Genomic DNA, 26,805 nt, shown 5'->3' with positions numbered 1-26,805 from the left:
TCAGCGCAGATGCGCCAACATGAGTTTTGGGAAATCAGTAATCAGGCCATCAATGCCTAAGTCCCGCAGCTGCTTGGCGCGGTCAATATCATTCACCGTCCATACGCTGATTTTTAAACCTGCTTTTTGAGTGGCAAGCAGAATCTCATCTGTCGCCAATTGATTCATCCAGCCAATTTGACAGCAGCCTAAAGCTAGCGCTTGTTCAATGGCCAAGCTGCCTATATCGTCTTCAACGAGTAAAGCGCGTTTAAAGTGCGAATTCTGCTGCTGCAGCGCCTGATGAATTTTGAGATCAAAACTGGTGATGACAGCTGTTTGCTCAAAGCCTTGCAGCTGCTTTTGCAGTTCGGTAACTAATGCATTGGCTTGTTCAGCAGTTTCAACGGCTTTGACTTCCACTTCTAAATGGGTGAAGCCCTGCATGATGTTCAGGCTTTGATGCAAAGTCGGTGTGATTTGCTTGTCCCAATCCATCCAAATATGCGCTTGGTTATATGGGGCGAGCTGGGTGCTGTCTAGCTCGTACAGCGGTTGATCTGTGCCCGTGGTGCGAAGGAAGTTATCATCATGCATGATGATCAGTTCGCTGTCTTTCAGTTGTCGGACATCAAACTCGACAGCACGTATGCCTAAGTCATGGATGTATTGGAAGCCCCCGAGGGTGTTTTCTGGGGCTTCTCCGCGTGCGCCGCGATGTCCGATGATTTGCATGATCATTTTTCTGTTATGTCGTTGTATATGATTTTAGCGCTAAAGCAATGAGTGTCAAAAGTTGTCACGTTGATATTGGATTAGTCAAAGCGGTATTTGTCTTTATTCGGGGAATAACCTTGTATCAAAACATATTTTCGCAGGGGATTTGGATGATGCCTTTACAGCACTGAAATTCAGTGAAAAGTTAAATTGATTTGTGAAGCTGATCCGTTACTTTTCAGAGATGAAAAGTAACGGATCAGCTTCACAAATCAGACATTGTCTAAGACGCATTTTTAAGGCAAATCAAACGGTTTAGAATGATTAAAGCTTAGATTGTTTCGTTAATATTCTTTTGCCACAGCACTTCAGAGCCGCCTTCAGCGCGCTGTAAGGTGCGTGACGCAACAAATAGCCAGTCAGACAGACGGTTTAAAAGCTGCAATGACGGCGCTTGAATGTTTTGGTCGCGGTTATGTACAGCCATTAAACGGCGCTCTGCACGGCGGCACACCGCACGGGCTTGGTGGGTAAAGCTGCAAGCTAAAGTTCCCGATGGCAAAATGAAGTCTTTCAGCATTGGCAGTGCTTCATTCATGCGGTCAATGTCATTTTCCAAAAATTCTATCGATACAGGCTGTACCAAATTGAAGTTTGGAATGCAGACTTCACCGCCCAAATCAAATAACCAATGCTGAATCAGGCTGAGCGATTTATCCCAAACGGCTTTATCTTCAATGCTGCTGAGCGCAATGTGCGAACGTAGAATGCCAATACTTGAGTTGAGTTCGTCGACATCACCTAAGGCTTCAATGCGCAGGTCATCTTTAGCGACGCGAGAACCATCGCCCAAACCAGTTGTACCTGAATCGCCTGTACGGGTGTAAATTTTACTTAAACGGTGGCCCATGTCTTGTCCTTAAAATGATGAAAATTTAGGTTCTGTCATAAAAAAGGATAATGCCATAGTTATGACATTATCCTCAAAGTAATCCATGCAACAGCTACATCAACTGATATTTCAATAGATTAATAACTGAAAGTGAAGCCAATGGTAGATAGACGGCGGCTGGCAATATAGTCCGAAACGGCATCATTTACAGCTGTTTTATATTGGGTATCACCGACATTGCGGATATTTACAAATGATTTAACGTGCGGATTGATTTGCCAAAAAGCATTCATATCAATTGCGGCATAACCAGGAATATCTCGTGCATCTTTAGAACGGCCTTTGGCTACAAGTGAAGTTGATGCGCCATAAATGCCATTATCCCAGCCGAGGCTCAAATTGAAATTTTGACGCGGGCGATTTGGGGCGTCTTGATCTGTTTCGTCATTTTTAGGCTGTATGTAGGCATATTCAGCATTGGCATATAGGTTGTCTTGTTTCCATTTGAATCCAAGTTCTGAACCTGTAAACGTTGCCTTGTCTAAGTTGTAGTATTTCCAGCCTGTAGATGCATCAGATACCATCAAGTTATCTATTTTAGTTTGATAGACAGAACCATAAACCTGAATACTGTCACTCAATGCATGATCAAAGCCAATTTCGTATGACAGGCTTTCTTCCGGTTTCAGGTCTGGGTTTCCGCCCCACCATGATGGTTCAGTAATAATTTGCCCAACGACAGGTGCTCTAAATGCTGTTCCAATATTTGAAAATATGCTGGTTTTAGGTGTCGCAAAATAGCGTGCTGCAACTTGTCCAACGGTATGTGTACCAAATTGCTGATTATCTTCTACGCGAATACCAGCTTGTGTTGAAAACAATTCATTTTTAAATTGATGCTGCAGATAATAGCCGATGGTTTCATTGTTGGAATCGAAGCCTTCATCACCTGCATAAGCCGCAATTTTTTCAGCTTCAGTTTTGTTGAACTGTACGCCAAACATTACATTTTGATGGGGAGTAAAGCCCCATTTTAAATTTGAATCAATCTCTTGCTGTTCAGTATTTACAATAGATGGATATGAGGCTTTAACAACATTGTATTGATCTTCAAATTGAGACAGGCGAGTATTCCAAATGAGATTGTCACTGAGATTTAAGCGGCCGCGTATATTATAAATACGGTTGATAAAATCATAAGCTTGCGGTGCGCCATAACTGAAATAATCTCCATGGCCTTTATTTTCTTTAATTTCTCCAGAAAAAGCATATTGGTCCTTTTCTACGCCAACTTTGGCCGCATAGCCTTTTTGATCAAAACCAGCTTTGTCTGGATTGTTTGTAATAATTTGGTCGCCGTCGGTTTCAAAGCGTTGCCCACGAAGCTGTGCATAGTATCCGTCTTTGGCAAGATCTACGCCTAAAATTGATTTATATGTGTTTTTCTCACCCGCTTCGATCGTTGTGAAAATCCCGCTTTTTTCAGGTGTTTTTGAAATCAGTTGAATAACACCACCAATAGCATCTGTGCCGTATTGAACGGATGCAGGACCTTTTAGAATTTCAATTTGTTTGATATCCGACAAATCAAATAAAGGAATATTGGTACTAGCTACAGTCGCAATATTTGAACGCATACCGTCATGTAGAAACAGGGTATGAGAGGCATTCGTTCCACGTAAGAATACCGAAGCCGTCTGACCGTATCCGCCAACTTGTTTAACGGCTAGGCCTGCTTCTTTACTAAGCAATGATGGAAAATCAGCAACAGGAGACTGTTCAATGGTTTTTTGATCAATGACAGAAATTCGTGCAGGAACATCTTTAATTTTTTCTTCACTGCGTGAAGCGGTAACAACGATGGTTTCCATGGTTGCAGTGGCTGAATTTTTTACAGCATCGGCAGCCAAAACATTTGCTGAAAAACCCATCGCAATAGCGATTGCGCCCACTAATGCTGTAGGCTGAAAAAAAGTAGACATACTTGGCTCCATACATTCACCCCACGTGAATGATTGAGTTGAAGAACGCAGCAAGCAGGTATCCGGACTTAAATATAAATATTGCTTAAAACAATATTGGCATATCCACCTTCCCGCAAAAATGCAGTGGTGTAAATCCCTTCATGTATTGAAGATATTTATAAAGATATGCGGTTCATTTTACCGTTGCGGGGGCAGTGCTGGATTCTCACCAGCTTCCCTAAGCCTAAGCTCAACTTGCAGCAAGTTGAGCGCAGTATAAAGTTTGTATGAGACTTAAACAACGGATGTAAATAAATATTCAGGATGAACTTTACGCAAGGTCTAAAAATTGCATTACAATGACTCGCCCTCATATTTATAGACTGGCTATGAATAGGGCGGAGTTAGAGCCACAATAATATGCGAACCCGTGCCAAAATTTGCGGTATCACACGTATTCAAGATATACAGTCTGTAGTCCAAGCTGGCGCAGATGCCATAGGATTTGTCTTCTTTGCGCCCAGTCCGCGCAGTGTAACGGCAGTGCAGGCCGCTGAATTGGTTCAGCATGTCCCTGCCTATGTGCAAACTGTGGGTTTATTTGTGAATGCATCGCAGGATGAAATTGCAGACATTTTAAAACAAGCGCCTGTCGATATTTTGCAGTTTCATGGTGATGAAAGCCCGGAACTATGCAAGCAGATTTCGCAGGGGGTTGGCCACCGCTGGTATAAAGCCATTCAAATGAAACCTGATATGGATGTGATTGCTGAAATACAGCAGTATCAGCAAGCAGGGGCAAGCGCAGTGCTTTTGGATGCATGGCATCCTGAGCTTAAAGGCGGTACAGGGCATAGCTTTGACTGGGCTCAATTCCCCAAACTCGATATTCCATTAATCTTGGCAGGCGGTTTAAAGCCTGACAATATTGAAGACGCTATAAAGACGACCAATGCTTATGCAGTTGATGTCAGCGGAGGCGTAGAGTCCGCTAAAGGTATCAAAGATCAAAAACTCATTGAACAGTTTATGCAAGGAGTCCAACGTGGATCAGCAAAATAAGATTGACTATACCCAATTCCCGGATGAACGCGGGCATTTCGGTATCCATGGCGGACGTTTTGTGTCAGAAACTCTAATGGCAGCATTAGAAGACTTAGAAAAGCTTTATTTCCGTATGAAGGATGATAAGCAGTTTCTGGCAGAATTCGACCGTGATTTAGCCTACTACGTAGGTCGTCCTAGTCCTTTATATTATGCTGAACGATGGTCAAAAGAACTTGGCGGTGCGCAAATTTACTTAAAACGTGAAGACCTGAACCATACAGGCTCGCATAAAGTAAACAACACTATTGGTCAGGCGCTGTTAGCGAAACTGTCAGGCAAAAAACGCATTATTGCAGAAACAGGCGCAGGCCAGCATGGTGTGGCGACTGCAACTATTGCTGCGCGTTTAGGCCTTGAATGTGTGGTGTTCATGGGCGCTGAAGACGTTAAACGTCAAGCGATGAATGTGTACCGCATGCGTCTGCTTGGCGCGACTGTTGTACCCGTAGAAAGCGGTTCAAAAACATTGAAAGATGCCATGAACGAAGCGATGCGTGACTGGGTAACAAACGTTGACTCTACATATTACGTGATTGGAACCGTGGCTGGCCCGCACCCATATCCGCAATTGGTTCGTGATTTCCAATCGATCATTGGCCGTGAAGCACGTAAACAGATTCAAGAACAGGCAGGCCGTTTACCTGATGCGCTTGTTGCATGTGTGGGCGGCGGTTCAAATGCGATGGGCTTGTTCTATCCATTCCTGAACGATGAAGATGTGAAAATGTATGGTGTTGAAGCGGCTGGCTACGGCATTGAAACAGGCAAACACTCTGCACCATTGAATGCAGGTCATGTCGGTGTACTTCATGGCAACCGAACTTATTTGATGTCGGATGAGCAAGGTCAGATCATTGAAACGCATTCGATTTCTGCAGGTCTGGATTATCCTGGTGTAGGCCCTGAACATAGCTTCTTAAAAGACATGCACCGCGTAAACTACGTGCCAATCAATGACCAAGAAGCATTGCAAGGTTTCCGTGATTTAACGCAAATTGAAGGTATTATTCCTGCGCTGGAAAGCTCACATGCAATGGCATATGTGACTAAACTTGCACCGACCATGGATAAAGACCAAATCATTATTGCGACGGTTTCTGGCCGTGGCGATAAAGACTTAATGACCGTTGCCCGCATTGATGGTGTGGAAATGGTTGAGATGTAATTTCGCTTTTCAGCCTCTCCCTTTGGGAGAGGTTTGGAGAGGGTGAATAAAAAATCGCGCAGAAGCAATTCCGCGCGATTTTTTATGGCGCTGAATGTAAGTTTGAAAATAGCCTACAAAAATGAAGCAGAATAAAAATGTGAAATAAGTCACAATAATGGTGAAATTTTACTGCTTTAGAAAGACTTCATAACAATGACTTTTACTCAATTGGTTCGTGCTGAATCATTTCCTCAGCATATTTCGTGGCAATGGCGCGATACCTTTGCGCTGTGCATTTTACCGCTGATTTTTCTGAATAGCTGGCTGCTGGAAAGAGTGTTTGGCTTATCGGTCAATGCGGGTATAGGGGATGCTGTATTTCGCGGCGTGCTATTTCTTGCGGTGTGCTGGCTGTATAAAACCATGCTGTTCGAGCATTGGCAAAAATATAAACAAGCTTTTTGGCGCTCGAGTTTTTTAGTTATTGCTGGTGCTGTTTTGCTGCAAGCAGTCATTTCATTAACACGCAGTATTTTACCTGCTGGGGCTAGCAGTGAAACGGAATCATCCATCGATCCAAACAGCATTGCATTTATCAGCCTGCTCATTATCAGTCTAGGGCCATTATTTACAGCATTATTGGAAGATATTATTTTCCGCTATACCTTGCTGCAAAAACTTTTTGTGCCGCCTTGGCTTTGGCGTATTGTACTGGTGCTGCTGAACTCGATCTTATTTGGCTTGATTCATTATCATAATTTTGAGGGCAATCTTGTTGCGACAGTGAGTTTTATGGCGGCAGGCCTGTTCCTAAACGTGGTTTATCTATGGACACGCAACATTTGGCATGTGCTGCTGATTCACTTTGTAAACAATGCTGTACTATCATTAGGCGGAGTAATTTTGTTGAAAATACTGCAACCCTATATCGGCAACTGAAGTTTAGGTGGAAAATTTGTCTAGTTTATTTGTAGTGATGCTTGGCGGCCGCCATGCGCGCGCAAACACAGAAGTTCATGATGTTGTGCTGGCTGTAGGTGATACACTTGAAGGTGTTTATCCGCAGCTTAAAAATGCATGGTTTGGCGAGCAGAAAGGCCTGCATATTGATGCTTGGGCTCAGTTCTCCGGGATTGAAAGCGACGGCAGGCGCTACCAGATTCAGTTTAGTGATGCAGCGCCGAATGCTTCAGATCTAAAGCTTTGGCTGATTAATTTAGGCGGTTATGTACCGCAGGAATTTGGCGAGCTGCACCGCTATGTACTGGTGGCAGCATTAACCGCGGCAGATGCCAAGCAGCAGGGGAAAATGCACTTTGATGCAGCTTGGCAGAAGCAGCATACAGACCGCATACTGGATGTTGATGACTGTATTGCCATTGATCAAGTGCATGGGCGCTATGTTCAGCTGATAAAAGGCGATTTTGCACCAGCGCAGTGGGAAAATACCTATATGACGATAGGCGCTTGATTATTTAGTTATAACAGTAATAGCTGCCTATGGTCTTGCCTGCCAAATTGTTGAAGTTCACAGGCAGATCGCCGTGTTTTTTGTGATTTTTTATGTAATTTAGATGTATGGAACTGTTCTGCTGCAAAATTATAGGCATAATAAGTGTAAGGAATTTCAGAAAATTTATTCTACGGATACGAATAAATGGATTTAATACAGCCGAATGGACAGCCTAATTATGGCCGTTTCAGCGCTTTGCCGCAAAAAATTGATTTGAGCCGCTATGTGTATAAAACACCTTTTGGCAAAGAGTTAAATGGCTGGCGTAAAAAACTCAAATACAAAAAATTCAAATTCTGCTGCATTCAGCATGAGCATTACACTATTGGTTTAGCCATTGCAGATATTGCATGGGCAGGGCATGCCTTTGTTTATGTCTATGACCATATGCACAATGAAGTGACGGAATGGAATGCCATCAATGTGCTGGCAGTCAATACCGTGCTGGATGAGCAGCCGCTGTATAATCAAAGTCATTTTAGTAAATCAGGCATGCAGCTGGATATTCAGCATGCCAACGGCGTGCGTTATATTCAGGTCAGCAAGCATGGTGAATTACAGTTGAGCGCGCGTATTTTCTGTGCCGGCACAGACCCGCTCAGCATGTGCAGCCCGACTGGCATTAATGGCTGGACCTATACGCAAAAGCTGACCACCTTAGGCTGTGAGGGGTTCTTTAAAAATAAGCGCGGCAATATTATTCAGTTTAATGAGCGCACTTTTGCGTCTTTGGATGATACGTGCGGCTTTTTACGTCCGGAAACGGCGTGGTTTTGGCTGTCCTGCAATTTTTGGGATACCAACAACAACCGTGTCGGGCTCAATTTAGCCTCTGGCGTGAATGAAAGCTTTGGTAATGAAAACTGCCTGTGGGTCAATGGCGTGCTGTATCCGATGGAAGATGTATTGTTTTTACAGGAAAATGAACATCAGTGGACCATCCGCTCCCTAGACAACCAGCTGAATTTAATGGTCAGCACAGGCTGGCGCCGTTATGAAAATCTGAATTTAAGACTGGTTGGTAGTCAGTTCAGTCAATGGCAGGCCAAAGTCAGCGGCACGATTCAGCAAGGCGATCAAGAAATTATTTTGCTGAATGAGTACGGCTTGCTGGAACAGCATTATGCTAAATGGTAATACATTGCACTTAGCCTGAAAGACTTTTATATGCTGCTATTAGGCTTAAAAAAACCAAATCTATTTAGATTTGGTTTTTTTTTGCGGAACTGCATTTGATATCGTTTCAGGCAGAAGAATGCAGCCCTTTATTTTGCCGCTTGCCAAAAAATATCGGCAGCCTGAATCGGATCTTGAGTTTCTTCAAAGGTTTTCAGCCAAATGTGGTAGTTGTCTACCACTGGATGCTGGCTGGGGTGGAAGTCAGATTTGAACCAGTCGCGGTATGGCTTGCTCATACGCGTCAGCGTGCCATTTTTACCAAAGAACCATGGCAGGCCTTTCATATTCAATTTTACACGCTCCATCATGCTGAATCCGTCATGCTTCAGCATCACATTGGCGCGGTATAAGGTAAAACCGAGCATCAGCGCGCTGGTCCACACCAAGGTGAATTTTTTCAGGTTTTCATCTACTTTCGCTACGTCTTTCATTACATCAAAAGCCACATCGCGGTGTTCCATTTCTTCAATGGCATGCCAAATAAACAGCGCGCGAACATAGGGATGCGCGGCCTGCAGCACGGATTTTTGACTGCAGAAAGTTTCAGCCATCAGCGCTGTTAAATGTTCTGCCGCAGCAGTCATGGCAATGTTGTATTCTGGTGAGCGCCTGCTCAATTCAAATTTAAAAATTTTATTTAGGCGGTTAATGAATGCATCGACAGGCATGCCTTGCTGTTTCATCAGCTGATTCATCTTGTCATGAGCGATGCCATGCTGCGCTTCCTGACGGATGAAATCCGCTACGCGCTGCTGCAAATCTGGATCTTGGATCTGGCTGCGGAATAAGCGCACTGATTCTATAAAATAGCGCTCTCCATCGGGGAAGGTCAGGCTCAGCGCATCAAACATGCGGGTTAGAAATGGATCGCCGCCAAACCAGAAGCGCGGAATTTCTTCCAGTTTAAAATCCAGCTTACTGCGCACAATAGGCGTAAGCTGTGCATATTTAACAAGGGCATTCATTTTATTTTTACTTCATTTGCCGGTGATGATTGCAGTATGTCGAAGAATGAGGCAAATGTTTTGACAGTACTTGCCAATTTTTATACATTTAACGCCAATGTGAAAATTTAGAATGTCAAAGTTTAAAGCCAAAAAGAATAAATGCGAGGTGCAGGATGCAGGAGTTGCAGATCCCGAATGGCTATTTTCAGCTTTGGAATATGTATTTAACTGAACAGCAGCAGGATTGGCGGGAGCTGGCATTTTTGACGCCGTATCAAGCACAGCTGCAGCATGTCTTGTCCTTGCCTATAGATTCTCAGTCGCCGTATTCATTTTTTTCTGCAGTGATGCAAAGCTGCCGGCAAAATTTAGACTGCCCGCAGTTGATTTTTGAAATGGCGAAATTTATTCGCGCCGAGCATTTTGGCGTGCTGGGATATATGGCCACACGCTGCAGCAGTGTGGCTGAGGCGCTGCAGTATATTGTGCGTTTCAGCCGGCTGGTGATAGACGGCGCTGAAGTGTCTCCAATGCGGATGAGCCATCAGGCGAAAAAAATTTTGCTGTCATGGCCGATGCATGATGAAAAATATGCGCTGGTCAATGAGCTGACCACCGCTTGCATGGCGCGTTTAGCCAAACAGATCTTTCCCGCTTCACTGCAGCTGCTGCGCATTCAATTCGCGCATATGCCGCAAATGGCGCATTATCATTATGAAAAGTTTTTTGGCTGCACTGTGGTGTTTGGCTATCCGCAGTATTCCTTTGTAATCAGTTCTGAAAGTCTGGATTTAAAATCTGAATTGGCTGATCCTTCTTTAATGCAGCTGTTACTGAAACAAGCGGAAGATGCCATTGCTTCTAAACCGAGGTTTGAAAATGCCTTGCAGCAGATGCATCAGCAGGTTGCCGAGCATCTGCGTCTGCATGCGCAAGCGCCAAAAATAGAACAGATGGCCGATGAACTGCATATGTCTGTGCGGACTCTGCAGCGTCAACTGCAGGAGGAGGGGAGTTCCTTTAAACAGGTTTTAGACGCAGAGCGCATGAAACGCTGTGAGCAGCTGCTGCAGCAAGGTGTTGCATTTACAGATATTGCGCAGCAGCTGGGATATTCGGATCAGTCTGCTTTGGCTCGGGCCTATAAAGCCTCGGCCAGGCAAACCCTGATGCAGCGGAAAAAGCAGCTGAAGCAAACACATTAATGGATATTCTGCAGCCGAATTGACTGTACTGCAGCTATTCGAGGCTGAAAAACGGCAGCGGACAGTCTGGCATCAAACAGGTTTTGCAATGTGCAAAAACAATCAAGCAGTAAGCTAAGTCTTCTATTTTTATCATTTTTTTGTCGTATGAATTGTGTTTATTCAAAAGCTTAACTTTTTGTAATTGAGCGAAATTAGGCATCTTTGATCATTGTGAAAAAAGCTGAAATAGCCGTAAATGTGCCTTTCGGATTGTTCTGGAAGATTTGCAGACTGTACAAATGCAGGCAGAAATACGCATACCCTGTTCATTGGGTGAAAAATAGCGTTACAATGCAGTGTCTTGTATTTTTACAAAGCCAACTCGTTTTGAACCATTCAAGGAAAGTATAGCCCTATGTCACGTTTAGCCGCACGTTTTGAAGCACTTAAATCTCAGCAGCGTAAAGCTTTGGTTTCTTATGTTATGGCTGGTGACCCGCATCCGCAAGTAACCGTACCTTTGCTGCACAGCATGGTCGAAGCGGGCGTCGATGTGATTGAATTGGGCTTGCCGTTTTCTGATCCAATGGCGGATGGCCCAGTGATTGCACTGGCTGCTGAACGCGCATTGGCTGGCGGCACCAATACTCTTGATGCGTTGAACATGGTGAAAGCGTTCCGTCAAAATGATACAGAAACACCTGTGGTTTTGATGGGCTACTTAAACCCTGTCGAAGTGATTGGCTACGAAAAGTTTGTTGCTTATGCAAATGAATGCGGTGTAGACGGTGTGCTTTTGGTGGACTTGCCGCCAGAAGAAGCAAAAGATTTAGATGAAGTGCTGCAGAAATACGGCATGGATCAAATCTTCCTGCTTGCCCCGACCTCTACTGATGAACGCATTCAGCATGTGGTGAAACAGGCGAGCGGCTTTATTTACTATGTTTCTCTGAAAGGAGTCACTGGTGCAGCGACATTAGATGTTGCTGAGGCTGCGAACCGCATTCAAAAAATCAAATCGTATACCGATGTTCCTGTTGGTGTGGGTTTTGGTATTTCTGATGCTGCTTCTGCCAAAGCAATGGGCACCGCTGCGGATGCCGTAATTGTCGGCAGCGCCTTCGTTAAACAGTTTGCAAGCTTAGCCCCAGAACAAGCCGTTACAGCAACGGTGAATAAAGTTAAGGAGCTTCGAGCAGCGCTCGATGAGTTAGTATGAGTCAAGACGCGAAATCAGGGAAAATTCTAAACCCGTCTACACCGTGGACGGAACGTACTGTGCCGGGCATCCATGTGCCGGATCAGCAGCAGGCGCTTAAAGCCACTTTTACAGAGCCGACTATTGAATGCCCTGAGTGTCACGCTTTAGTGACCCGTACTGCAATGTCATTCAATGCCTATGTATGCCCGCAGTGTGATGAGCACTTGCGCATGAAGGCGCGTGACCGTTTAAATTGGTTCTTTGACCAAGTGCAAAACGAGTTGGGTCAAGAATTCAAAGCCAAAGATCCATTGAATTTTGTCGACAGCAAGCCATACCCAGAGCGTATGACTGAAGCGCAAAAGAAAACGGGTGAAACTGAAGCCCTCGTGGTGATGCAAGGTCTGCTCAAAGGCGTGCCTATGCTGGCTTGCGCTTTTGAGTTTGATTTCATGGGCGGCTCAATGGGTTCTGTGGTGGGCGACCGTTTTGTACAGGCGGCAGAGCGCGCTATTGAACAGAAACAGCCACTTATCTGCTTTGCTGCTTCTGGCGGCGCGCGTATGCAGGAAGGCATGCTGTCATTAATGCAAATGGCGCGTACTTCTGCAGCGATTCAGAAAATGAAAGAAGCAGGCCTGCCTTATGTTGTCGTGCTGACACATCCAGTATATGGCGGTGTAACAGCTTCATTGGCAATGCTGGGCGACGTGCATATTGCTGAACCTAAAGCAATGATCGGCTTTGCCGGCAAGCGCGTGATTGAGCAGACTGTGCGTGAAAAACTGGAAGAACCGTTCCAGCGCGCGGAATATTTGCTTGATCATGGTGTAATCGATCAAATTGTTCACCGCCACGCATTACGTGATACTGTATATCGCATTATCAGTAAATTGATGAACTTGACTTGAACACAGCACCTCTTGCAACCGATTCTTTAAACACATGGCTCGATTATTGGAGCCATGTTCATGTTACAGGCATTGATTTAGGATTAGAGCGCGTTATTCCAGTGGCTGAAAAGCTTGGAGTGACACGCCCAGAAGCCAAGGTGCTGACTGTAGCAGGAACCAACGGCAAGGGGTCAACCACAACAGCCTTAGCATCTATTTTAAATGCGCAGGGCTATCATGTCGGGCTGTATCAGTCACCGCATATTTACCGTTTTAATGAACGTGTAAAGCTCAAAGGCATTGAAGTCAGTGATCAAGCGCTGGTAGATGCCTTTGTAGCTGTGGATGACGCGCGCCGCAGCTGTAATTTATCGTTATCTTTTTTTGAAGCCACGACCTTAGCGGCTTTTGTCATTTTTAAACAGCAGCAATGTGATGTCTGGGTGCTGGAAGTCGGTTTAGGCGGCCGCTTAGACGTTGTTAATGTGATTGAACCCGATGTTGCGGTGATTACCAATATCGGTTTGGATCATACCGACTGGCTGGGCGATACCATTGAAAAAATTGCCTTTGAAAAAGCTGGCATTATCCGTCCAAATATTCCTGTGATCTTTGGCGGTCAGCAAGAACTGCCGCAAGCGATTCAAGATAAAGCCAATGCTTGCCACGCTCAGCTGCATGCAGTGAACCGTGATTATTTTTATCAATATGCAGATGACGGCCAATCTTGGTTATTTGCATCGTCTGGCACCACCTTAAAATTGCCTTTGGGCTGTTTAGCACTCGAAAATATTTCAACCGCAGTCGCCGCAAATTTAGTGAGTGGACTGACGGTTTCTCAGCAGGCTATTGCGCAGGGCATTGTTCAAGCCAAGCTGCAGGGCCGTTTTGAAATACGTAAAATTGCAGAAAAAACCGTCATTTTTGATGCTGGGCATAATCCGCATGGCGTTGATTTTTTGTTAAAGCAATTGCGAAAATTCTTAGAATACAATAAACAGTACACAGAAGTGGTCGGTGTTTTTTCAATGCTGTCTGACAAAGATATAAATTCTGTCGTCAACTTATTGAAAGAAACCGTTTTAATGTGGAAAATTGCACCATTGACCGTTCCGCGCGCTGCCGAGATCCAACAATTGGATGCCGCACTGCAGGGGCTTAATGTGCAGCACTTTGACAGTGTGAAATTAGCTTTTAAATCAGCCTTAGATGAATCAAAGAATAATCAGCTGATTTTGGTATGTGGTTCATTTCATACCTTAGAAGCGGTATGGGAGTATTTGGAAGAATGTCCATGAATAACAAACAGCGCTGGATGGGCGGTGTTGTTCTATTAAGCGGCGGTGTTTTACTGGCAGCATTGCTTCTAAAAGGCAAAGAAGAAATTCATCAAAATGAAGTGCAGGCGCCAGCTGCAGCCGTGGAAACGTCGCAAAAGAACCCAAACAGCGCAGCAGGCTTAACGGTTGATGTTGAAACTGAAAAGCGCTTGCTGGAAGCGCAGCGTCAGGCGCGTGAAAAGTCTGTTGCAGAGCAGGAGGCGCGCGCAGCTGAGTTTTTAGCTATGCAGCAGCAGGCAGAAGCCGATGCAGCCCGCAAAGCAGCTGAAGAATATGCAGAATTGAATGCCCGCCGTTCTGCACAGCAAAGTTCAGATAACATTCCGCCAGAGCTGATTGAAGATCAGGCTGCCAAAGATAAGCGTATTGCTGAGGATAAACTGGCGGCTCAAAAAAAGTTAGAGCAACAGAAAGCCGCGCAGCTTAAGGCCGATCAAGCCAAGCAGGAGTCTGCACGCAAATCGGCAGATACTGAGAAAGAGGCTGCTGAAGAAAAACGTAAAGCTGAGCGCTTAGCTGCGGAGAAAAAATTAGCTGCAGAGAAGAAGGACGCAGAAAAGAAAGCAGCCGAGAAAAAAGCGGCTGAAAAGCAGGCAGCTCAGGCTAAACGCGAAGCTGAAGATAAGCAAAAAGCTGAAGCGAAGCGTAAAGAAGATGCCAAGAAAAAAGCTGAAGCTGAAAAAGCCCGCGATTTATTGGAGAATGGCGATAAACAGTGGATGGTTCAGGTGGCGCTGGCAGCCAATGAAGCCAATGCTGATGCTGTAGCGTCTAAGCTGAAAGCGAAAGGCTACCGCGTGACCAAGAGTCCTACCTCTAAAGGTATCCGGATTATGGTTGGGCCATCAAAAGACCGTGAAGCGGCTGACTCAGCACGTAAAAAGATTACCTCTGATGCCAGCTTAGGTATGAAGTCTGCTTGGGTGATTGATTGGGTGCCGCTCGATAAGCGCTAATCAAAAAATCTTAATGTGACAGACTTAAAGATGGGTCCTCCAGCTGCTGGCGGATCCATTTTATATTTTCAGGGCGGAATAGTTTTTCAATATTGATCCAAATGGGGTGAAAGCCATAACCGCCATGCTTCATTTCATTCAGCGCATCTGCTGTATTCCAGCCTTCAAAGATAATCCGATACATTGCAATGCTTGCGCCAGTACGGTCTGAACCATGATAACAATGGATAAGTACTTTCTGCTGATTTAACTGCGCCTGCTGAATGCTTTGCATCACTTGTAATAGATCATCCCGCGACATCGCCCAAGTATGAATAGGCACATGCACCTGTTTGAAATCTTGCGCAGGCAGAATGTTTTCATCGGCATTGCCTGATCTTAAATTAATGACGGTATGAATATTTTGCGCTTTGAGCAGGGGAAGCAGTTCGGCATTGGGCTGTTCGCTGCGAAAAACCAACGGGCTGATCTGATAAAAATTCGACTGTTTTTCTAGCATGCTGCCCCATTGCGCAGGCCGCTGCTGATCTGGCCACACGTTTGAAGTCATGCAGCCAGACATGCTGACCGTACAGCTGATGATCAGGGCAATCGTTTTCATTGGGGTTGATACCTTCTGAGTTCTTCAGGATCATGCGCGCAGATCAGTTCAATGCTTGGCTCAGTCTGCGCTAAAATTTTTATTTTCTCTAAATTGTCCAGCCGCTGTGTATTGTCGGTCGCAAAGAAGCGTTCTAATTGATTCAGCGCTTTTAGAGAGTGCTGACCTGTTAACTGTAGATGTGAATAATACGCATCTCCACAGAAAAAAATCCATCCATCCTGTTTTCGAATGGCAATGCCGCAATGACCCAGCGTATGTCCGAGCAGCGGAATCATGAGAATTTCATCCTGAAACAACTGAAAACCTTGCACACGATGCAGGTTATGCCAGCTTTCACCTTGCAGCGGTTCTATAAAATTCCAATAGCGGTGCTGCTGAAATTGCTGCGGTTTATAGCGGGTTTTATTCTTGAATGATTTTAAGTTTTGAGCGGCGTTATACTCAGTGGACAGCACATGCACCATAGCATGCGGAAAATCAGAAATCCCGCCAGCATGGTCAAAATCCAAATGGCTCAGCAAAATGTGTTTGACATCCTTGGGGCGGAAACCCAGCTGTTGAATTTGCGCCACTGCAGACTGTTCTAAATTATTTTCAATGCGTCCAGTGCTGGCAATCAAGCTGCCTAGGCGTGCTTTGGTATGCAAATAGTCTTGCATGCCTAAGCCGGTATCAACTAAAACGAGGCCTTGGTCTGTTTCCAGCAGCAGACAATGGCAGATCAGCTTCGCGTGGAAGCCGCGTTGCCCGAACATCGGGCCGCAGAGTGGACACAGGGTGCCGCAGTGCAAATGATGAATGTTGTAAATCATGATTAAGCTTTATCGGTATTCAGTTTTATTCACTTATTGCATTCTTTATAACCGAGCTGAATCAATTCAACAATTTGATTTTGCTGCGCTCAGTGCATTGCGCAATAAAAAAGCCTGTCGTTAGACAGGCTGGGAAGATTATTAAGATGAGGCTCGTCATGCCATCTTAAGGGTGTTGAATCTCATAACTGGCTGTTCGATAGATATATTCTCCTTATGCGTTTGGAATATATGTTTTAGGTAGAGCTTTGTTTTGTGAAACTACGCACTTCGTTTGTCTTGCGAATACTTAAAGCAGAGCTTTAGATTTTGCCACTCGAAGCATAGCCTCTCATCTTGCGCTCGGACGGAGCAGTACTCCGTTTGTCTTGCGCAAAATTAAAAAGGAATCCTTTTAATTTTGCTCAGGCTGGGGCGTTAAGCGCAAGTAGGGCTTAACGGCTTTATAGCCTTTTGGAAATCGCTGCTTAATTTCTTCTTCATCTTTGAGTGACGGTACAATCACCACCTCATCGCCTTGCTGCCAATTGGCAGGAGTCGCCACTTTATGGTTATCCGTCAGCTGCAGTGAATCAACCACACGCAGAATTTCATTAAAGTTTCGGCCTGTTGATGCAGGGTAGGTAATGATCAAGCGGATTTTTTTATTTGGATCAGTAATCACCAGTGAGCGGACTGTCAGTGTTTCACTGGCATTGGGGTGAATAAAATCATACAGCGTAGACACACTGCGGTCTTTATCGGCAATGATCGGAAAATTCACGGTCGTATTTTGCGTTTCATTAATGTCGGTGATCCAGCCTTTGTGAGATTCAACATCATCCACCGACAGCGCAATGGCTTTAACGCCGCGTTTGCTGAATTCATCCTGCAGTTTTGCGGTATAGCCTAACTCTGTGGTGCAGACAGGTGTGTAGTCTGCAGGGTGTGAGAACAGAATGCCCCAGCTGTTCCCAAGAAAGTCGTAAAAGCGGATGCTGCCTTCGCTGGAATCCTGAGTGAAATCAGGTGCGGTATCTCCTAAGCGTAAACTCATTTTCAAGCCTCATAATGCATTGTTGTATTTCGATGTCGATTAATATGGCGCACTTTCTTTACTAAGAAAAATACTGTTTTTGGATTTCTTTATGAATAAAGTGAAAAAGCAAAGATTGCAAAAGCGGAAAAAATCCTGAGAGTCATCGGGCACTGACTATGTAGGCTGTACAAAATTTGCTACATTACTGTGCCTTAAGTCCCTCGGGCTAGAATGAAAGATCAGATTTTTTAATGGGTTTTTGTGCAAAGCCCTTGTACTTCAAATTTCTAGCACCATAATAACGACTAAGAAAATTTATTCATTCGACAAGCAAGATTTAGAGAGTCTATACATGTTGGCAAGTCTGATCGGAGGCATCTTCGGTACTAAAAATGAGCGCGAACTCAAACGCATGCGTAAAATCGTAGAAAAGATTAATGCGCTCGAGCCGACGATATCTGTACTAAGCGATGCAGACCTGTCTGCAAAAACTGAAGAATTTAAAGAACGCTATAATAAAGGTGAAAGCCTAGATAAACTGTTGCCGGAAGCATTTGCTGTCTGCCGTGAAGCGGCTAAGCGCGTGATGGGAATGCGCCATTATGACGTACAGTTGATCGGCGGTATTACGCTTCATGAAGGTAAAATTGCAGAAATGCGTACCGGTGAAGGTAAAACCCTCATGGGCACACTTGCTTGTTATCTGAATGCTATCAGCGGTCAAGGCGTTCACGTGATTACCGTGAATGACTATTTGGCGCAGCGTGATGCTGAGCTGAACCGTCCATTATTCGAATTCTTGGGTTTAAGCATTGGCATTATTTATTCAATGCAGGACCCAACGGAAAAAGCGCATGCTTACCGTTCAGATATTACCTACGGCACCAATAACGAATTCGGTTTTGACTACCTGCGTGACAACATGGTGTTCTCGCTGCCGGAGAAAAAACAGCGCGGCCTAACCTATGCCATTATCGATGAGGTCGATTCGATCCTGATTGATGAGGCGCGTACGCCGCTGATTATTTCAGGTCAAAGCGAAGACTCATCTCAGCTGTATGCCGCAATCAACTCGATTCCGCCAACACTGCATGCGCAAAAAGAAGAGAAAGTTGCTGATGGCGGCCATTTCTGGATTGATGAAAAGCAGCGCACTGTAGAAATGACCGAAATTGGTTATGAAACGGTAGAAGATGCCCTCATTCAAATGGGCTTGCTGGCTGAAGGTGAAAGCCTGTATTCATCGGCTAATCTGAATTTGGTGCACCATGTGTCAGCGGCTATTCGCGCGCACTATCTGTATCAGCGCAATGTGCATTACATCATCCATGATGGTGAAGTGATTATTGTCGATGAAAATACTGGCCGTACCATGCCGGGCCGCCGCTGGTCAGAAGGCTTGCACCAAGCCGTAGAAGCCAAAGAAGGTCTGGAAATTCAGCCGGAAAACCAAACCCTAGCAACGACGACATTCCAGAACTATTTCCGTCTTTACAAGAAACTTTCAGGCATGACCGGTACAGCAGATACCGAAGCTGCCGAAATGAAAGAAATTTACGGTTTGGATGTTGTATTGATTCCAACGCACCGCCCAATGGTCCGTAAAGATGAAAACGATTTAATCTATTTAAACCGCAACGGCAAATACAACGCGATTATTCAAGAAATTCAGCGTGTGCACGAAGCGGGTGTTGCGCCAATTCTTATTGGTACAGCGACCATTGAAGCATCTGAAATTTTGTCGGATAAATTAAAAGAAGCAGGCATTGCCCATGAAGTGCTGAATGCGAAACAGCATGAGCGCGAAGCGGATATTATTGCGCAAGCCGGTTCACCGCAGGCAGTAACAATTGCAACGAACATGGCGGGCCGCGGTACAGATATTCTGCTTGGCGGTAACTGGAAAGCAAAACTGGCGAAAATTGAAGAGCCGACTGCAGAAGACGAACAGCGCCTAAAAGCAGAATGGGAACAAAATCATGAGATGGTTTTGAACTCTGGCGGTTTGCATATTATTGGTTCTGAACGCCACGAATCGCGCCGTATTGATAACCAGCTGCGCGGACGTGCGGGCCGTCAGGGTGACCCTGGTGTTTCACGTTTCTATTTGTCTTTAGAAGATGATTTGATGCGCATCTTCGCTGGTGACCGTGTGGTTGCTATGATGCGCGCAATGGGTCTGCAGGAAGATGAAGCGATTGAACACAAAATGGTGTCGCGCTCGATTGAAAATGCGCAGCGTAAGGTAGAAGCGCGCAACTTTGATATTCGTAAGAACCTGCTGAAATACGATGATGTGAACAACGAACAGCGTAAGATTATTTACTCTCAGCGTGATGATGTCTTAGCCGAAAATTCACTGCAGGAATACGTTGAAGAAATGATCCGTGAAGTGATGAAAGGCGTGATTGAAATTTATGTTCCGCCTGAATCTATCCACGATCAATGGGATATTGAGGGTCTGGAAGCCGCGCTTCGCGAAGACCTTTCTATTGACCTGCCAATCAATGAATGGCTTGAACAAGACCGTCGTTTAGATGAAGAAGGTTTGGTTGAGCGCATCACAGATGAAGTGCTGTCACGCTATCATGCCCGCCGCGATCAGATGGGTGCTGAGTCTTCAGCTCAGCTGGAACGCTATTTTGTATTGAATTCATTAGACCGTCACTGGAAAGAGCATTTGGCTGCGATGGACTACCTGCGTCAGGGTATTCATTTACGCGGTTATGCGCAAAAGAACCCAGAGCAGGAATACAAAAAAGAAGCCTTCAATTTATTTGTGAATATGCTGGCAGTGATTAAGTCAGATGTAGTGACTGATCTGTCGCGTGTTCATGTGCCAACACCTGAAGAACTTGCAGAAATGGAAGCTCAGAAACAGGCGCAGGCGGATGCCATGCAGCTGAACCTTTCACATGCGGAGTTTGACAGCTTGCTGGCTGATGATGCTTCTGTAGAAGTGGATGCTCAATTCAGCCCGGTACAGAACGCAGGTCAAGTTGCCGCGCCGGAAAGTCGGAATTCACCATGTCCGTGTGGATCAGGTTTAAAATATAAGCAGTGTCACGGTAAAATTTAAGTGACAGATAAATAAACCAGAGCCGAAAGGCTCTGATTTATTTTTGTGAGATTAATTTTTCTGGCATGGAATTGTATTTGCAGTTCGCTGGATTAAGTGTTATTTAGTTTCTTGAAAGAGAACTGGAAAAACGGAACAGACAATGAAAAAAGTATTACAGCCGTTCATGATCGCGATGCTTGCAATGCCAGTGTGCGCGTTTGCAAATACACAAACCACTACCCCAGAAAAAGTGCAGCAGGCACTGGGTGCACAAACTGCACAAGCGCAAGTTGGCGCTGATGGTCAAGTAACGATTGCTAGCCCGCGTACAGGCATCCGCTATACTTTTGCTAACCCGAATCGTCCAATTGTGATGCAAACTGCAGCGATTGCGGCAGCCAATTCTGCGAATGCAGACCGTATTGTTGCTTCAAATCCTGCCTTATCTGATGCAAGTCAGCAAAAAGCGAAACAAGCTTTGCTGAATGAAGCAGGCCAGCTGGCGCGTAATTAATAACGCGAGCATCTTCTTTAAAAAAAACCAGCCTAGAGGCTGGTTTTTTTATGGTGAAATACAGCCGAAGAAAAATGTTTTAAAACTAGGCCGACCCTCGATTTTTTCTCAGTTTTGCACTAAGCTGTGTTTTTTCTAGCAAACTGAATTGGAAATCTCAAAATGGCAGTTGGTGACGTATCTATGCCGCAAATGCATGCGGTGAAGGGTGTGAAAATTGGTTCAGCAGAAGCGTATGTGCGCTATCAGAACCGACGTGACCTGGTCATTTTTGAATTTGCTGAGGGAACTAATGCTGCTGGGGTCTTTACCCAAAATGCATTTTGCGCAGCGCCAGTTCATTTGTCTAAAGCGCATCTGCAAGTCGGCAATCCGCGCTATTTAGTGATCAATACCGGCAATGCCAATGCAGGTACAGGCAAAATCGGCATGGCTAATGCGGAAGCGACCTGTGCAAAATTGGCTGAATTGGCGGGTGTGCAGGCTTCGGAAATTTTACCTTTTTCTACAGGAGTGATTGGCGAACAATTGCCGATAGACCGTCTGCTCTTAGGTTTGCAGCCTGCGTTAGATACGCTGAGTGACAATGCTTGGGTCGATGCTGCTGCAGGCATTATGACTACAGATACAACACCTAAAGGCGCATCTGAGCAGTTTGTGCTGGATGGCATTAGCTATACCATGACCGGCATTTCTAAAGGCGCAGGCATGATTCGTCCGAATATGGCGACCATGCTGAGCTATGTAGCCACTGACGCGCCGATTAGCCGTCCGCTGGTGCAGCAGCTGCTTAAAGATGCTGTAAATGTCTCGTTTAACCGCATTACCATTGATGGTGATACATCGACCAATGATTCATGCATCTTTGCCGCTACAGGGCAAGCAGGCGGCTTAGAAATCAGTTCACTGGACGATGCGCGCTATGCGGTCATTGCTGATGTGCTGACACGTACAATGAAGCGTTTGGCACAGCTGATTGTCCGTGACGGTGAAGGCGCGACAAAATTTATTACTGTTGCAGTAGAAGGCGGCGGCAATACGCAGGAATGCTGTGATGTTGCATACAGCATTGCGCATTCGCCATTGGTTAAAACTGCAATCTTTGCATCAGATCCAAATTGGGGCCGTATTTTGGCTGCCATTGGCTATGCGGGCGTACCGGAGCTGGATGTGGAAAATATTCAGGTTTGGCTGGGCGATGTGCAAATTTGTAAAGATGGCGGCGCAGCTGCAGATTATACTGAAGAAGCGGGCGCAGCCGAGATGGCGAAGTCAGAAATTACCATTCGCGTAGATCTGGGGCGCGGCACTGCCAAAGACACGGTATATACTTGTGATCTATCCTATGATTATGTGAAGATCAACGCTGATTACCGTTCATAATTATTGAATTTTAAAAGCCTCCTTCGTGAGGCTTTTTTATAGCTGTTATTTTTGAATGTCTGGTCAAAAAAGCCGTTTTAGCCAATTCAGGCCAGCAAATTGGAAAGCGTCCATCCGGAAGATTGGGCATAAGGATAGAGAAGATTAAGTTATGAATAATGCGGATAATTTAATTGCCAATGATGCAAAAAACATTGTGCAAGCGCATTTAGATCGTTTAGGTGCGGTCAAAGAGCATCTTTTAACGGAAGAGGCTAAGCTTGAAAAGTTTAAGTTGATTCAGGCTGAATTGGAAAAGCGCAATGCTGTCCTTGTTGCACATTATTATTGCGATCCAGAAGTTCAAGAGCTAGCAGAGCTGACTGGCGGCTGTGTTTCTGATTCATTGGAAATGGCGCGTTTTGGCCGCGATCATCCAGCAACGACATTGGTGGTTGCTGGGGTTAAATTTATGGGGGAAACCTCTAAAATTTTGTCGCCTGAAAAAACAGTGTTAATGCCGACATTGGAAGCGACCTGTTCTTTGGATTTGGGCTGTCCAATAGATGAGTTCAGCAAATTTTGTGATGCGCATCCTGATCATACTGTAGTGGTCTATGCCAATACCTCTGCAGAAGTGAAAGCGCGTGCAGATTGGGTGGTCACCTCCAGCTGCGCAGTAGAAATTATTGAGCATCTAGACAGCTTAGGCGAAAAAATCATTTGGGCGCCTGATCAGCATTTAGGAAGGTATATTCAAAAGAAAACTGGCGCTGATATGCTGCTGTGGGACGGTGCGTGTATTGTGCATGAAGAGTTCCGCGCGCGCGGTATTGCCAATATGAAAGCCCTATACCCCAATGCGGCGGTATTGGTACATCCTGAGTCGCCTGAATCTGTGATTGATATAGCCGATGCGGTCGGCAGTACTTCGCAATTGATTAAGGCGGCACAGACCCTGCCTCAAGATACGCTGATTGTCGCGACTGACAGAGGCATTTTTTATAAGATGCAGCAGGCAGTGCCGAATAAGACTTTAATTGAAGCGCCTACTGCTGGAGAGGGGGCAACTTGCCGCTCTTGCGCACATTGCCCATGGATGGCAATGAATGAATTGGATGGCATTCTGCAGGTCTTACAGCGCGGAGATCAAGAAATATTCGTAGATGCAGCCTTGGCGGAACGTGCAAAATTGCCTTTGGACCGTATGCTGAACTTCAGTGCAAGTCTAAAACGTTAATGTTTGATTAAAAAATGCTTAAAATGCTTGATAAATAAGCGGTTGAAGAGTTTTTTTAACTTTTTTTAAATATAGGTGTTGACGTCTTTGGGCGTCGCGCCTAAAATGCACCCCGTACCGAACGAGATGTTTGATACAAAAGCTGAGATGAATCGGAGCATAGCACAGCCTGGTAGTGCACCTGGTTTGGGACCAGGGGGTCGTAGGTTCGAATCCTACTGCTCCGACCAATTCTTCAAGGCAATATAATCGCATGATATTCTATATCATCGAGCATGCGCCTGTAGCTCAGTTGGATAGAGCATCCGCCTTCTAAGCGGATGGTCACAGGTTCGAATCCTGTCAGGCGCACCATTTTGGCTGGCTTGATATTTAGAATCTAAAGCGATGTGATGGTGGATGTAGCTCAGTTGGTAGAGCCCTGGATTGTGATTCCAGTTGTCGCGGGTTCGAATCCCGTCATTCACCCCAACTCCTAGTAGTTGAAATCGGAGCATAGCACAGCCTGGTAGTGCACCTGGTTTGGGACCAGGGGGTCGTAGGTTCGAATCCTACTGCTCCGACCATTTAATACAATGGTCGATAAAAGATACCGCATTAAGCGGTTTTTTTATGCCTGAAATTTAATAAATATATTTTTACTGAAATTCAAATATTAAAAAGCCTCCGATTATGGAGGCTTTTTTTACAGTTTAAATCTTAGGGAACGATGGTGACATTCACTCTGCGATTTTGAGCACGATGCTCTTCTGTGTCATTATTGACTAAAGGAGAGTCTGAGCCGCGTCCAATAATCTGAATGTTGTCTGCTTTAAAACCATCAGCAAGAAAAATACTCGCAACACTTTGTGCGCGTTTTTCGGAAAGTTGCTGATTGTAGTTCGGCTGACCGATATTGTCAGTATGGCCGACAAACTTCACCTTTTCTAAATTGTACTTATGCAATTGATTGGAGAGAGAAATCAATTTGCTTTGCTGGTGCTCTTTGATCTTGTAATCATCAAAGTTGAACAGCAGTCGTTCAGGCAGGGCAAGCGTCCAGCCTTCGTCGGTAAGTACAAAACCTTCTTTTTTCAGCATTTTTGCTTGTTTGTAGCTTAGATTGCCCAAACTCATACATGCGCTTAATGTAGCGCTCAATGTAAAAATCAAACAAATAATTGCTGTTTTCTTTAACATGGAAAGCCTATTTATGATCTGGTTTGGGGTAAATATACCATTTTTCATTGTTTTGTTTTGACTTGAATAGCGCGTGGTCTGCATTTGCGATCAGGTCTTCAGGATTTTTTGTTTTATGGGCAAAGGCTGCGCCTATTGCAAGACTCAGAGAAATTTGATGCTGTTCGTAAATAAAAGTTGAGGTGAAACAGTCTTGAATTTTTTGGCAATGCTTTGAAACATCTGCGCAAAGATTGAGGTTGGGTAAGATAATCGCAAATTCATCTCCGCCTAAGCGTGAGAAAAATGCATCAGCAGGCAAAACTTTTTTTACACAGTACGCAGCGGCTCTTAACACTGCATCACCGGCTAGATGGCCAAATTTCTCATTCACCTGTTTGAAGTTATTTAAATCTAACAATAAAACGGCTGCATATTGTGTCGTATCACCCTCAAAGAGTTTAAACAATTCCTGATAAAAAAAACTGCGGTTGGGCAGGTTGGTGAGGGGGTCATGTTTTGATTGATGGAGCAGCTTGTCATTCTCAGTTATCAATGTGTAATTGGACTGTTCAATTTCACTTAATAAGCCATTAAAAGCGGTGCTCAATGCTTGCAGTTCTTGGATATCAGAATTTGAAACACGCAAGTTGTAATTCTTTTTGACGCTGATCGTTTGAGCTGATTCAGCAATTGAGCGAATAGAATGCATTAAATATTGGTAAACCGAGTTCACCGACCAGTATGTTGTTGCGAGCAGTAGGATGAAGCCAATTGCGAGCGCCAGCAGAATTTTATGGAAAAAAGTAACAAGATCAGAAGAGTTGCCGTATACAATCAGTTTGCCGTAGTTTTGCTGGTTATGGCTGATATCCATATAGATCGGCTGATTGTAAAAAAGGTAATCTAGAAATGCCTGACTTGAAAATTGGCGCAAATCTTTTTGCTCCGCATGAGCAAGCTGTTCATTATTTGATGCATGAACTTCAATAGTACGGATTGGGTACTGCTGAATATATTCATCTAAAATTTGGTTAATCGTTATCTGATCATTAAAGACCACAGCAGGCTGAATGCGCTCATTTAATGCAGAACTTAAAATTTTGAGACTGCTTTTTGCATAGGCATTCATTGTATATGTGGAAATTACAAGAAAAATTGCAGAGCAAATCGTAAAGGTCAGTACGAAAATGGTCAGCTGAGAGCGGGTAAACAATTGATGTAAGGTAATGGGGTTATATAACGGTTTCATCAATTGCTCTCCATATTTTTGCCAAGCAGCAAAACACGTGGATCAATATGTACTTTTGCTTGAGAGAGGCTGCTTAGATTAACTTTGAAAGCATAGTTGGAATTACGCTTATACAGGCAAAAAGCACTGCCTAATTCACATTCAGTGTTATTGGTGCTGATGGAAAGTGCGGGAAAACGAACTGCGGAATTTAAAAGCTGCTGTTCGCCTTGAGGGCTTAGCGTAGAAAACACAAGAATTTGACACTCATTTGATTTTATTTCACTGCTATGAATATTGTTAATTTTAAAATTAGGCGTATTCGGCAAATGGTTTTGGAACTGCTGTGCAAGGGCAGCATTGTCTATGATGCAAATTGCAGGCGCAGGGCTGTTCCACTTGGCATAGCTTAAAATAGAAAAAGCTGTGCTGTACAGTGTAGATGTAGGTTCGGCATATGAAGCGGTACTGTATAAAAGAGCACTGAAGCATATTGCTGTTAAATTTATTTTTGGCAACATTTCTGAATTAGGCTGTGTCTGTAAAGAACAAATCAAATGGAATTGGAGATAATATAGGATGAAACAGGACAATAATAATACTAATAATGATAAATTGTTTAAAAAATATCCACTCAAGTAAATAAACTTAAAAAAGGTATTGCGCCTGATGTGAAATGCTGTAGAATGCACATCCATCGGCGGTGATGAAGATTAAAACTTCTGATAAAACAGCAACTTAGCACGAAGTGTTAAGATTGGGTTTTAGAAAGAAAGTTTAAAA

At 44.5% G+C, this 26,805-nt stretch carries 24 protein-coding genes, 4 tRNA genes and 1 riboswitch; of the genes, 18 read left to right on the top strand and 10 right to left on the bottom strand.

Annotated features, from left to right (window positions below):
• The 3 genes from B9T34_RS11360 to B9T34_RS11350 form a co-directional block, all read right to left on the bottom strand.
• The gene (locus B9T34_RS11360; RefSeq protein ID WP_086213437.1) at positions 1 to 714 is read right to left on the bottom strand and encodes a glycerophosphodiester phosphodiesterase; all 714 of its coding nucleotides are present in this window, start codon (positions 712 to 714) and stop codon (positions 1 to 3) included.
• 313 nt (positions 715 to 1,027) lie between these two features.
• Complete coding sequence (locus tag B9T34_RS11355) at positions 1,028 to 1,606, bottom strand: cob(I)yrinic acid a,c-diamide adenosyltransferase (protein WP_086213248.1); 579 nt, start codon at positions 1,604 to 1,606, stop codon at positions 1,028 to 1,030.
• A gap of 119 nt (positions 1,607 to 1,725) precedes the next feature.
• Positions 1,726 to 3,570: a TonB-dependent receptor plug domain-containing protein gene (locus B9T34_RS11350; RefSeq protein ID WP_228147443.1), complete on the bottom strand. Its 1,845-nt coding sequence runs from the start codon at positions 3,568 to 3,570 to the stop codon at positions 1,726 to 1,728.
• 35 nt (positions 3,571 to 3,605) lie between these two features.
• Positions 3,606 to 3,826: riboswitch (cobalamin riboswitch) on the bottom strand.
• Positions 3,827 to 3,972: 146 nt separating this feature from the next.
• Between B9T34_RS11350 and B9T34_RS11345 the strand changes: the two genes are divergently transcribed.
• The 5 genes from B9T34_RS11345 to B9T34_RS11325 all read left to right on the top strand — a co-directional run bounded on the left by B9T34_RS11345 (position 3,973) and on the right by B9T34_RS11325 (position 8,456).
• Positions 3,973 to 4,614 carry a phosphoribosylanthranilate isomerase gene (locus B9T34_RS11345; protein WP_086213246.1) on the top strand — a complete coding sequence of 214 codons (642 nt, stop codon included), beginning with the start codon at positions 3,973 to 3,975 and terminating at the stop codon, positions 4,612 to 4,614.
• A complete protein-coding gene (gene trpB, locus B9T34_RS11340) occupies positions 4,598 to 5,824 on the top strand; it encodes a tryptophan synthase subunit beta (protein WP_086213245.1) in 1,227 nt (408 codons plus the stop codon). Before B9T34_RS11345 ends, trpB begins: the two co-directional genes overlap by 17 nt.
• 195 nt (positions 5,825 to 6,019) lie before the next feature.
• Positions 6,020 to 6,745 (top strand): CPBP family intramembrane glutamic endopeptidase, encoded by a 726-nt coding sequence (locus B9T34_RS11335; RefSeq protein WP_086213244.1) that lies wholly within the window; start codon positions 6,020 to 6,022, stop codon positions 6,743 to 6,745.
• Positions 6,746 to 6,761: 16 nt separating this feature from the next.
• Positions 6,762 to 7,277, top strand: coding sequence for a DUF1543 domain-containing protein (locus tag B9T34_RS11330; RefSeq protein ID WP_086213436.1), 516 nt, complete (start codon positions 6,762 to 6,764; stop codon positions 7,275 to 7,277).
• A gap of 186 nt (positions 7,278 to 7,463) precedes the next feature.
• Positions 7,464 to 8,456 carry a DUF2804 domain-containing protein gene (locus B9T34_RS11325; protein ID WP_086213243.1) on the top strand — a complete coding sequence of 331 codons (993 nt, stop codon included), beginning with the start codon at positions 7,464 to 7,466 and terminating at the stop codon, positions 8,454 to 8,456.
• 128 nt (positions 8,457 to 8,584) lie between these two features.
• Here B9T34_RS11325 and B9T34_RS11320 read toward each other — a convergent pair whose 3' ends face one another.
• Positions 8,585 to 9,463, bottom strand: coding sequence for a metal-dependent hydrolase (locus B9T34_RS11320; protein WP_086213242.1), 879 nt, complete (start codon positions 9,461 to 9,463; stop codon positions 8,585 to 8,587).
• Between the two features lie 155 nt (positions 9,464 to 9,618).
• On the opposite strand from B9T34_RS11320, the gene B9T34_RS11315 reads away from it, so the two are divergent.
• The 5 genes from B9T34_RS11315 to B9T34_RS11295 all read left to right on the top strand — a co-directional run bounded on the left by B9T34_RS11315 (position 9,619) and on the right by B9T34_RS11295 (position 15,022).
• Complete coding sequence (locus B9T34_RS11315) at positions 9,619 to 10,650, top strand: AraC family transcriptional regulator (protein WP_086213241.1); 1,032 nt, start codon at positions 9,619 to 9,621, stop codon at positions 10,648 to 10,650.
• A 397-nt stretch (positions 10,651 to 11,047) separates the two neighbouring features.
• Positions 11,048 to 11,851: a tryptophan synthase subunit alpha gene (gene trpA / locus B9T34_RS11310; RefSeq protein ID WP_086213240.1), complete on the top strand. Its 804-nt coding sequence runs from the start codon at positions 11,048 to 11,050 to the stop codon at positions 11,849 to 11,851.
• Positions 11,848 to 12,744 (top strand): acetyl-CoA carboxylase, carboxyltransferase subunit beta, encoded by an 897-nt coding sequence (accD, locus tag B9T34_RS11305; RefSeq protein ID WP_086213239.1) that lies wholly within the window; start codon positions 11,848 to 11,850, stop codon positions 12,742 to 12,744. The genes trpA and accD overlap by 4 nt, the downstream gene beginning before the upstream one ends.
• Positions 12,741 to 14,024, top strand: coding sequence for a bifunctional tetrahydrofolate synthase/dihydrofolate synthase (folC, locus tag B9T34_RS11300; RefSeq protein ID WP_086213238.1), 1,284 nt, complete (start codon positions 12,741 to 12,743; stop codon positions 14,022 to 14,024). The genes accD and folC overlap by 4 nt, the downstream gene beginning before the upstream one ends.
• Positions 14,021 to 15,022 carry an SPOR domain-containing protein gene (locus B9T34_RS11295; protein WP_086213237.1) on the top strand — a complete coding sequence of 334 codons (1,002 nt, stop codon included), beginning with the start codon at positions 14,021 to 14,023 and terminating at the stop codon, positions 15,020 to 15,022. Before folC ends, B9T34_RS11295 begins: the two co-directional genes overlap by 4 nt.
• 10 nt (positions 15,023 to 15,032) lie before the next feature.
• On the opposite strand, the gene B9T34_RS11290 is transcribed toward B9T34_RS11295, so the two are convergent.
• From B9T34_RS11290 to B9T34_RS11280, 3 genes are all read right to left on the bottom strand, one after another.
• On the bottom strand, positions 15,033 to 15,623 hold the full coding sequence (locus tag B9T34_RS11290; RefSeq protein ID WP_086213236.1) for a dual specificity protein phosphatase family protein: 591 nt from the start codon (positions 15,621 to 15,623) through the stop codon (positions 15,033 to 15,035).
• Positions 15,620 to 16,438: an MBL fold metallo-hydrolase gene (locus B9T34_RS11285; protein ID WP_086213235.1), complete on the bottom strand. Its 819-nt coding sequence runs from the start codon at positions 16,436 to 16,438 to the stop codon at positions 15,620 to 15,622. The genes B9T34_RS11290 and B9T34_RS11285 overlap by 4 nt, the downstream gene beginning before the upstream one ends.
• A 394-nt stretch (positions 16,439 to 16,832) precedes the next feature.
• The gene (locus B9T34_RS11280; protein ID WP_086213234.1) at positions 16,833 to 17,474 is read right to left on the bottom strand and encodes a peroxiredoxin; all 642 of its coding nucleotides are present in this window, start codon (positions 17,472 to 17,474) and stop codon (positions 16,833 to 16,835) included.
• 334 nt (positions 17,475 to 17,808) lie between these two features.
• Here B9T34_RS11280 and secA point away from each other — a divergent pair, with 334 nt between their 5' ends.
• The 8 genes from secA (at position 17,809) to B9T34_RS11240 (ending at position 24,199) form a co-directional block, all read left to right on the top strand.
• Positions 17,809 to 20,535: a preprotein translocase subunit SecA gene (gene secA, locus B9T34_RS11275; protein WP_086213233.1), complete on the top strand. Its 2,727-nt coding sequence runs from the start codon at positions 17,809 to 17,811 to the stop codon at positions 20,533 to 20,535.
• A gap of 142 nt (positions 20,536 to 20,677) precedes the next feature.
• A complete protein-coding gene (locus B9T34_RS11270; RefSeq protein WP_086213232.1) occupies positions 20,678 to 21,031 on the top strand; it encodes a hypothetical protein in 354 nt (117 codons plus the stop codon).
• Between the two features lie 162 nt (positions 21,032 to 21,193).
• Entirely contained in the window at positions 21,194 to 22,414 is a 1,221-nt protein-coding gene (argJ, locus tag B9T34_RS11265) for a bifunctional glutamate N-acetyltransferase/amino-acid acetyltransferase ArgJ (protein WP_086213231.1), read from the top strand.
• Between the two features lie 151 nt (positions 22,415 to 22,565).
• Positions 22,566 to 23,633, top strand: coding sequence for a quinolinate synthase NadA (nadA, locus tag B9T34_RS11260; protein ID WP_086213230.1), 1,068 nt, complete (start codon positions 22,566 to 22,568; stop codon positions 23,631 to 23,633).
• Between the two features lie 153 nt (positions 23,634 to 23,786).
• Positions 23,787 to 23,863: transfer RNA gene (locus B9T34_RS11255), tRNA-Pro, on the top strand.
• A gap of 47 nt (positions 23,864 to 23,910) precedes the next feature.
• Positions 23,911 to 23,987: transfer RNA gene (locus B9T34_RS11250), tRNA-Arg, on the top strand.
• A gap of 41 nt (positions 23,988 to 24,028) precedes the next feature.
• Positions 24,029 to 24,104 (top strand) — tRNA-His (locus B9T34_RS11245).
• An 18-nt stretch (positions 24,105 to 24,122) separates the two neighbouring features.
• Positions 24,123 to 24,199 (top strand) — tRNA-Pro (locus tag B9T34_RS11240).
• A gap of 133 nt (positions 24,200 to 24,332) precedes the next feature.
• Here the strand turns inward: B9T34_RS11240 and B9T34_RS11235 are convergent.
• Genes B9T34_RS11235 through B9T34_RS11225 form a run of 3 tightly spaced genes read right to left on the bottom strand, consistent with a single transcriptional unit; the run spans position 24,333 to position 26,543 of the window.
• Complete coding sequence (locus B9T34_RS11235) at positions 24,333 to 24,812, bottom strand: OmpA family protein (RefSeq protein ID WP_086213229.1); 480 nt, start codon at positions 24,810 to 24,812, stop codon at positions 24,333 to 24,335.
• Between the two features lie 7 nt (positions 24,813 to 24,819).
• On the bottom strand, positions 24,820 to 26,043 hold the full coding sequence (locus B9T34_RS11230; protein ID WP_086213228.1) for a sensor domain-containing diguanylate cyclase: 1,224 nt from the start codon (positions 26,041 to 26,043) through the stop codon (positions 24,820 to 24,822).
• Complete coding sequence (locus B9T34_RS11225; RefSeq protein WP_086213227.1) at positions 26,043 to 26,543, bottom strand: YfiR family protein; 501 nt, start codon at positions 26,541 to 26,543, stop codon at positions 26,043 to 26,045. The genes B9T34_RS11230 and B9T34_RS11225 overlap by 1 nt, the downstream gene beginning before the upstream one ends.
• Between the last annotated feature and the right edge of the window lie 262 nt (positions 26,544 to 26,805).

The sequence above is a fragment of the Acinetobacter sp. ANC 3813 genome (genome assembly GCF_002135435.1).
Lineage (GTDB): Bacteria > Pseudomonadota > Gammaproteobacteria > Pseudomonadales > Moraxellaceae > Acinetobacter.
Note: the sequence above shows the minus strand (reverse complement) of the source record. Positions and strands in the feature narration are given on the sequence as shown.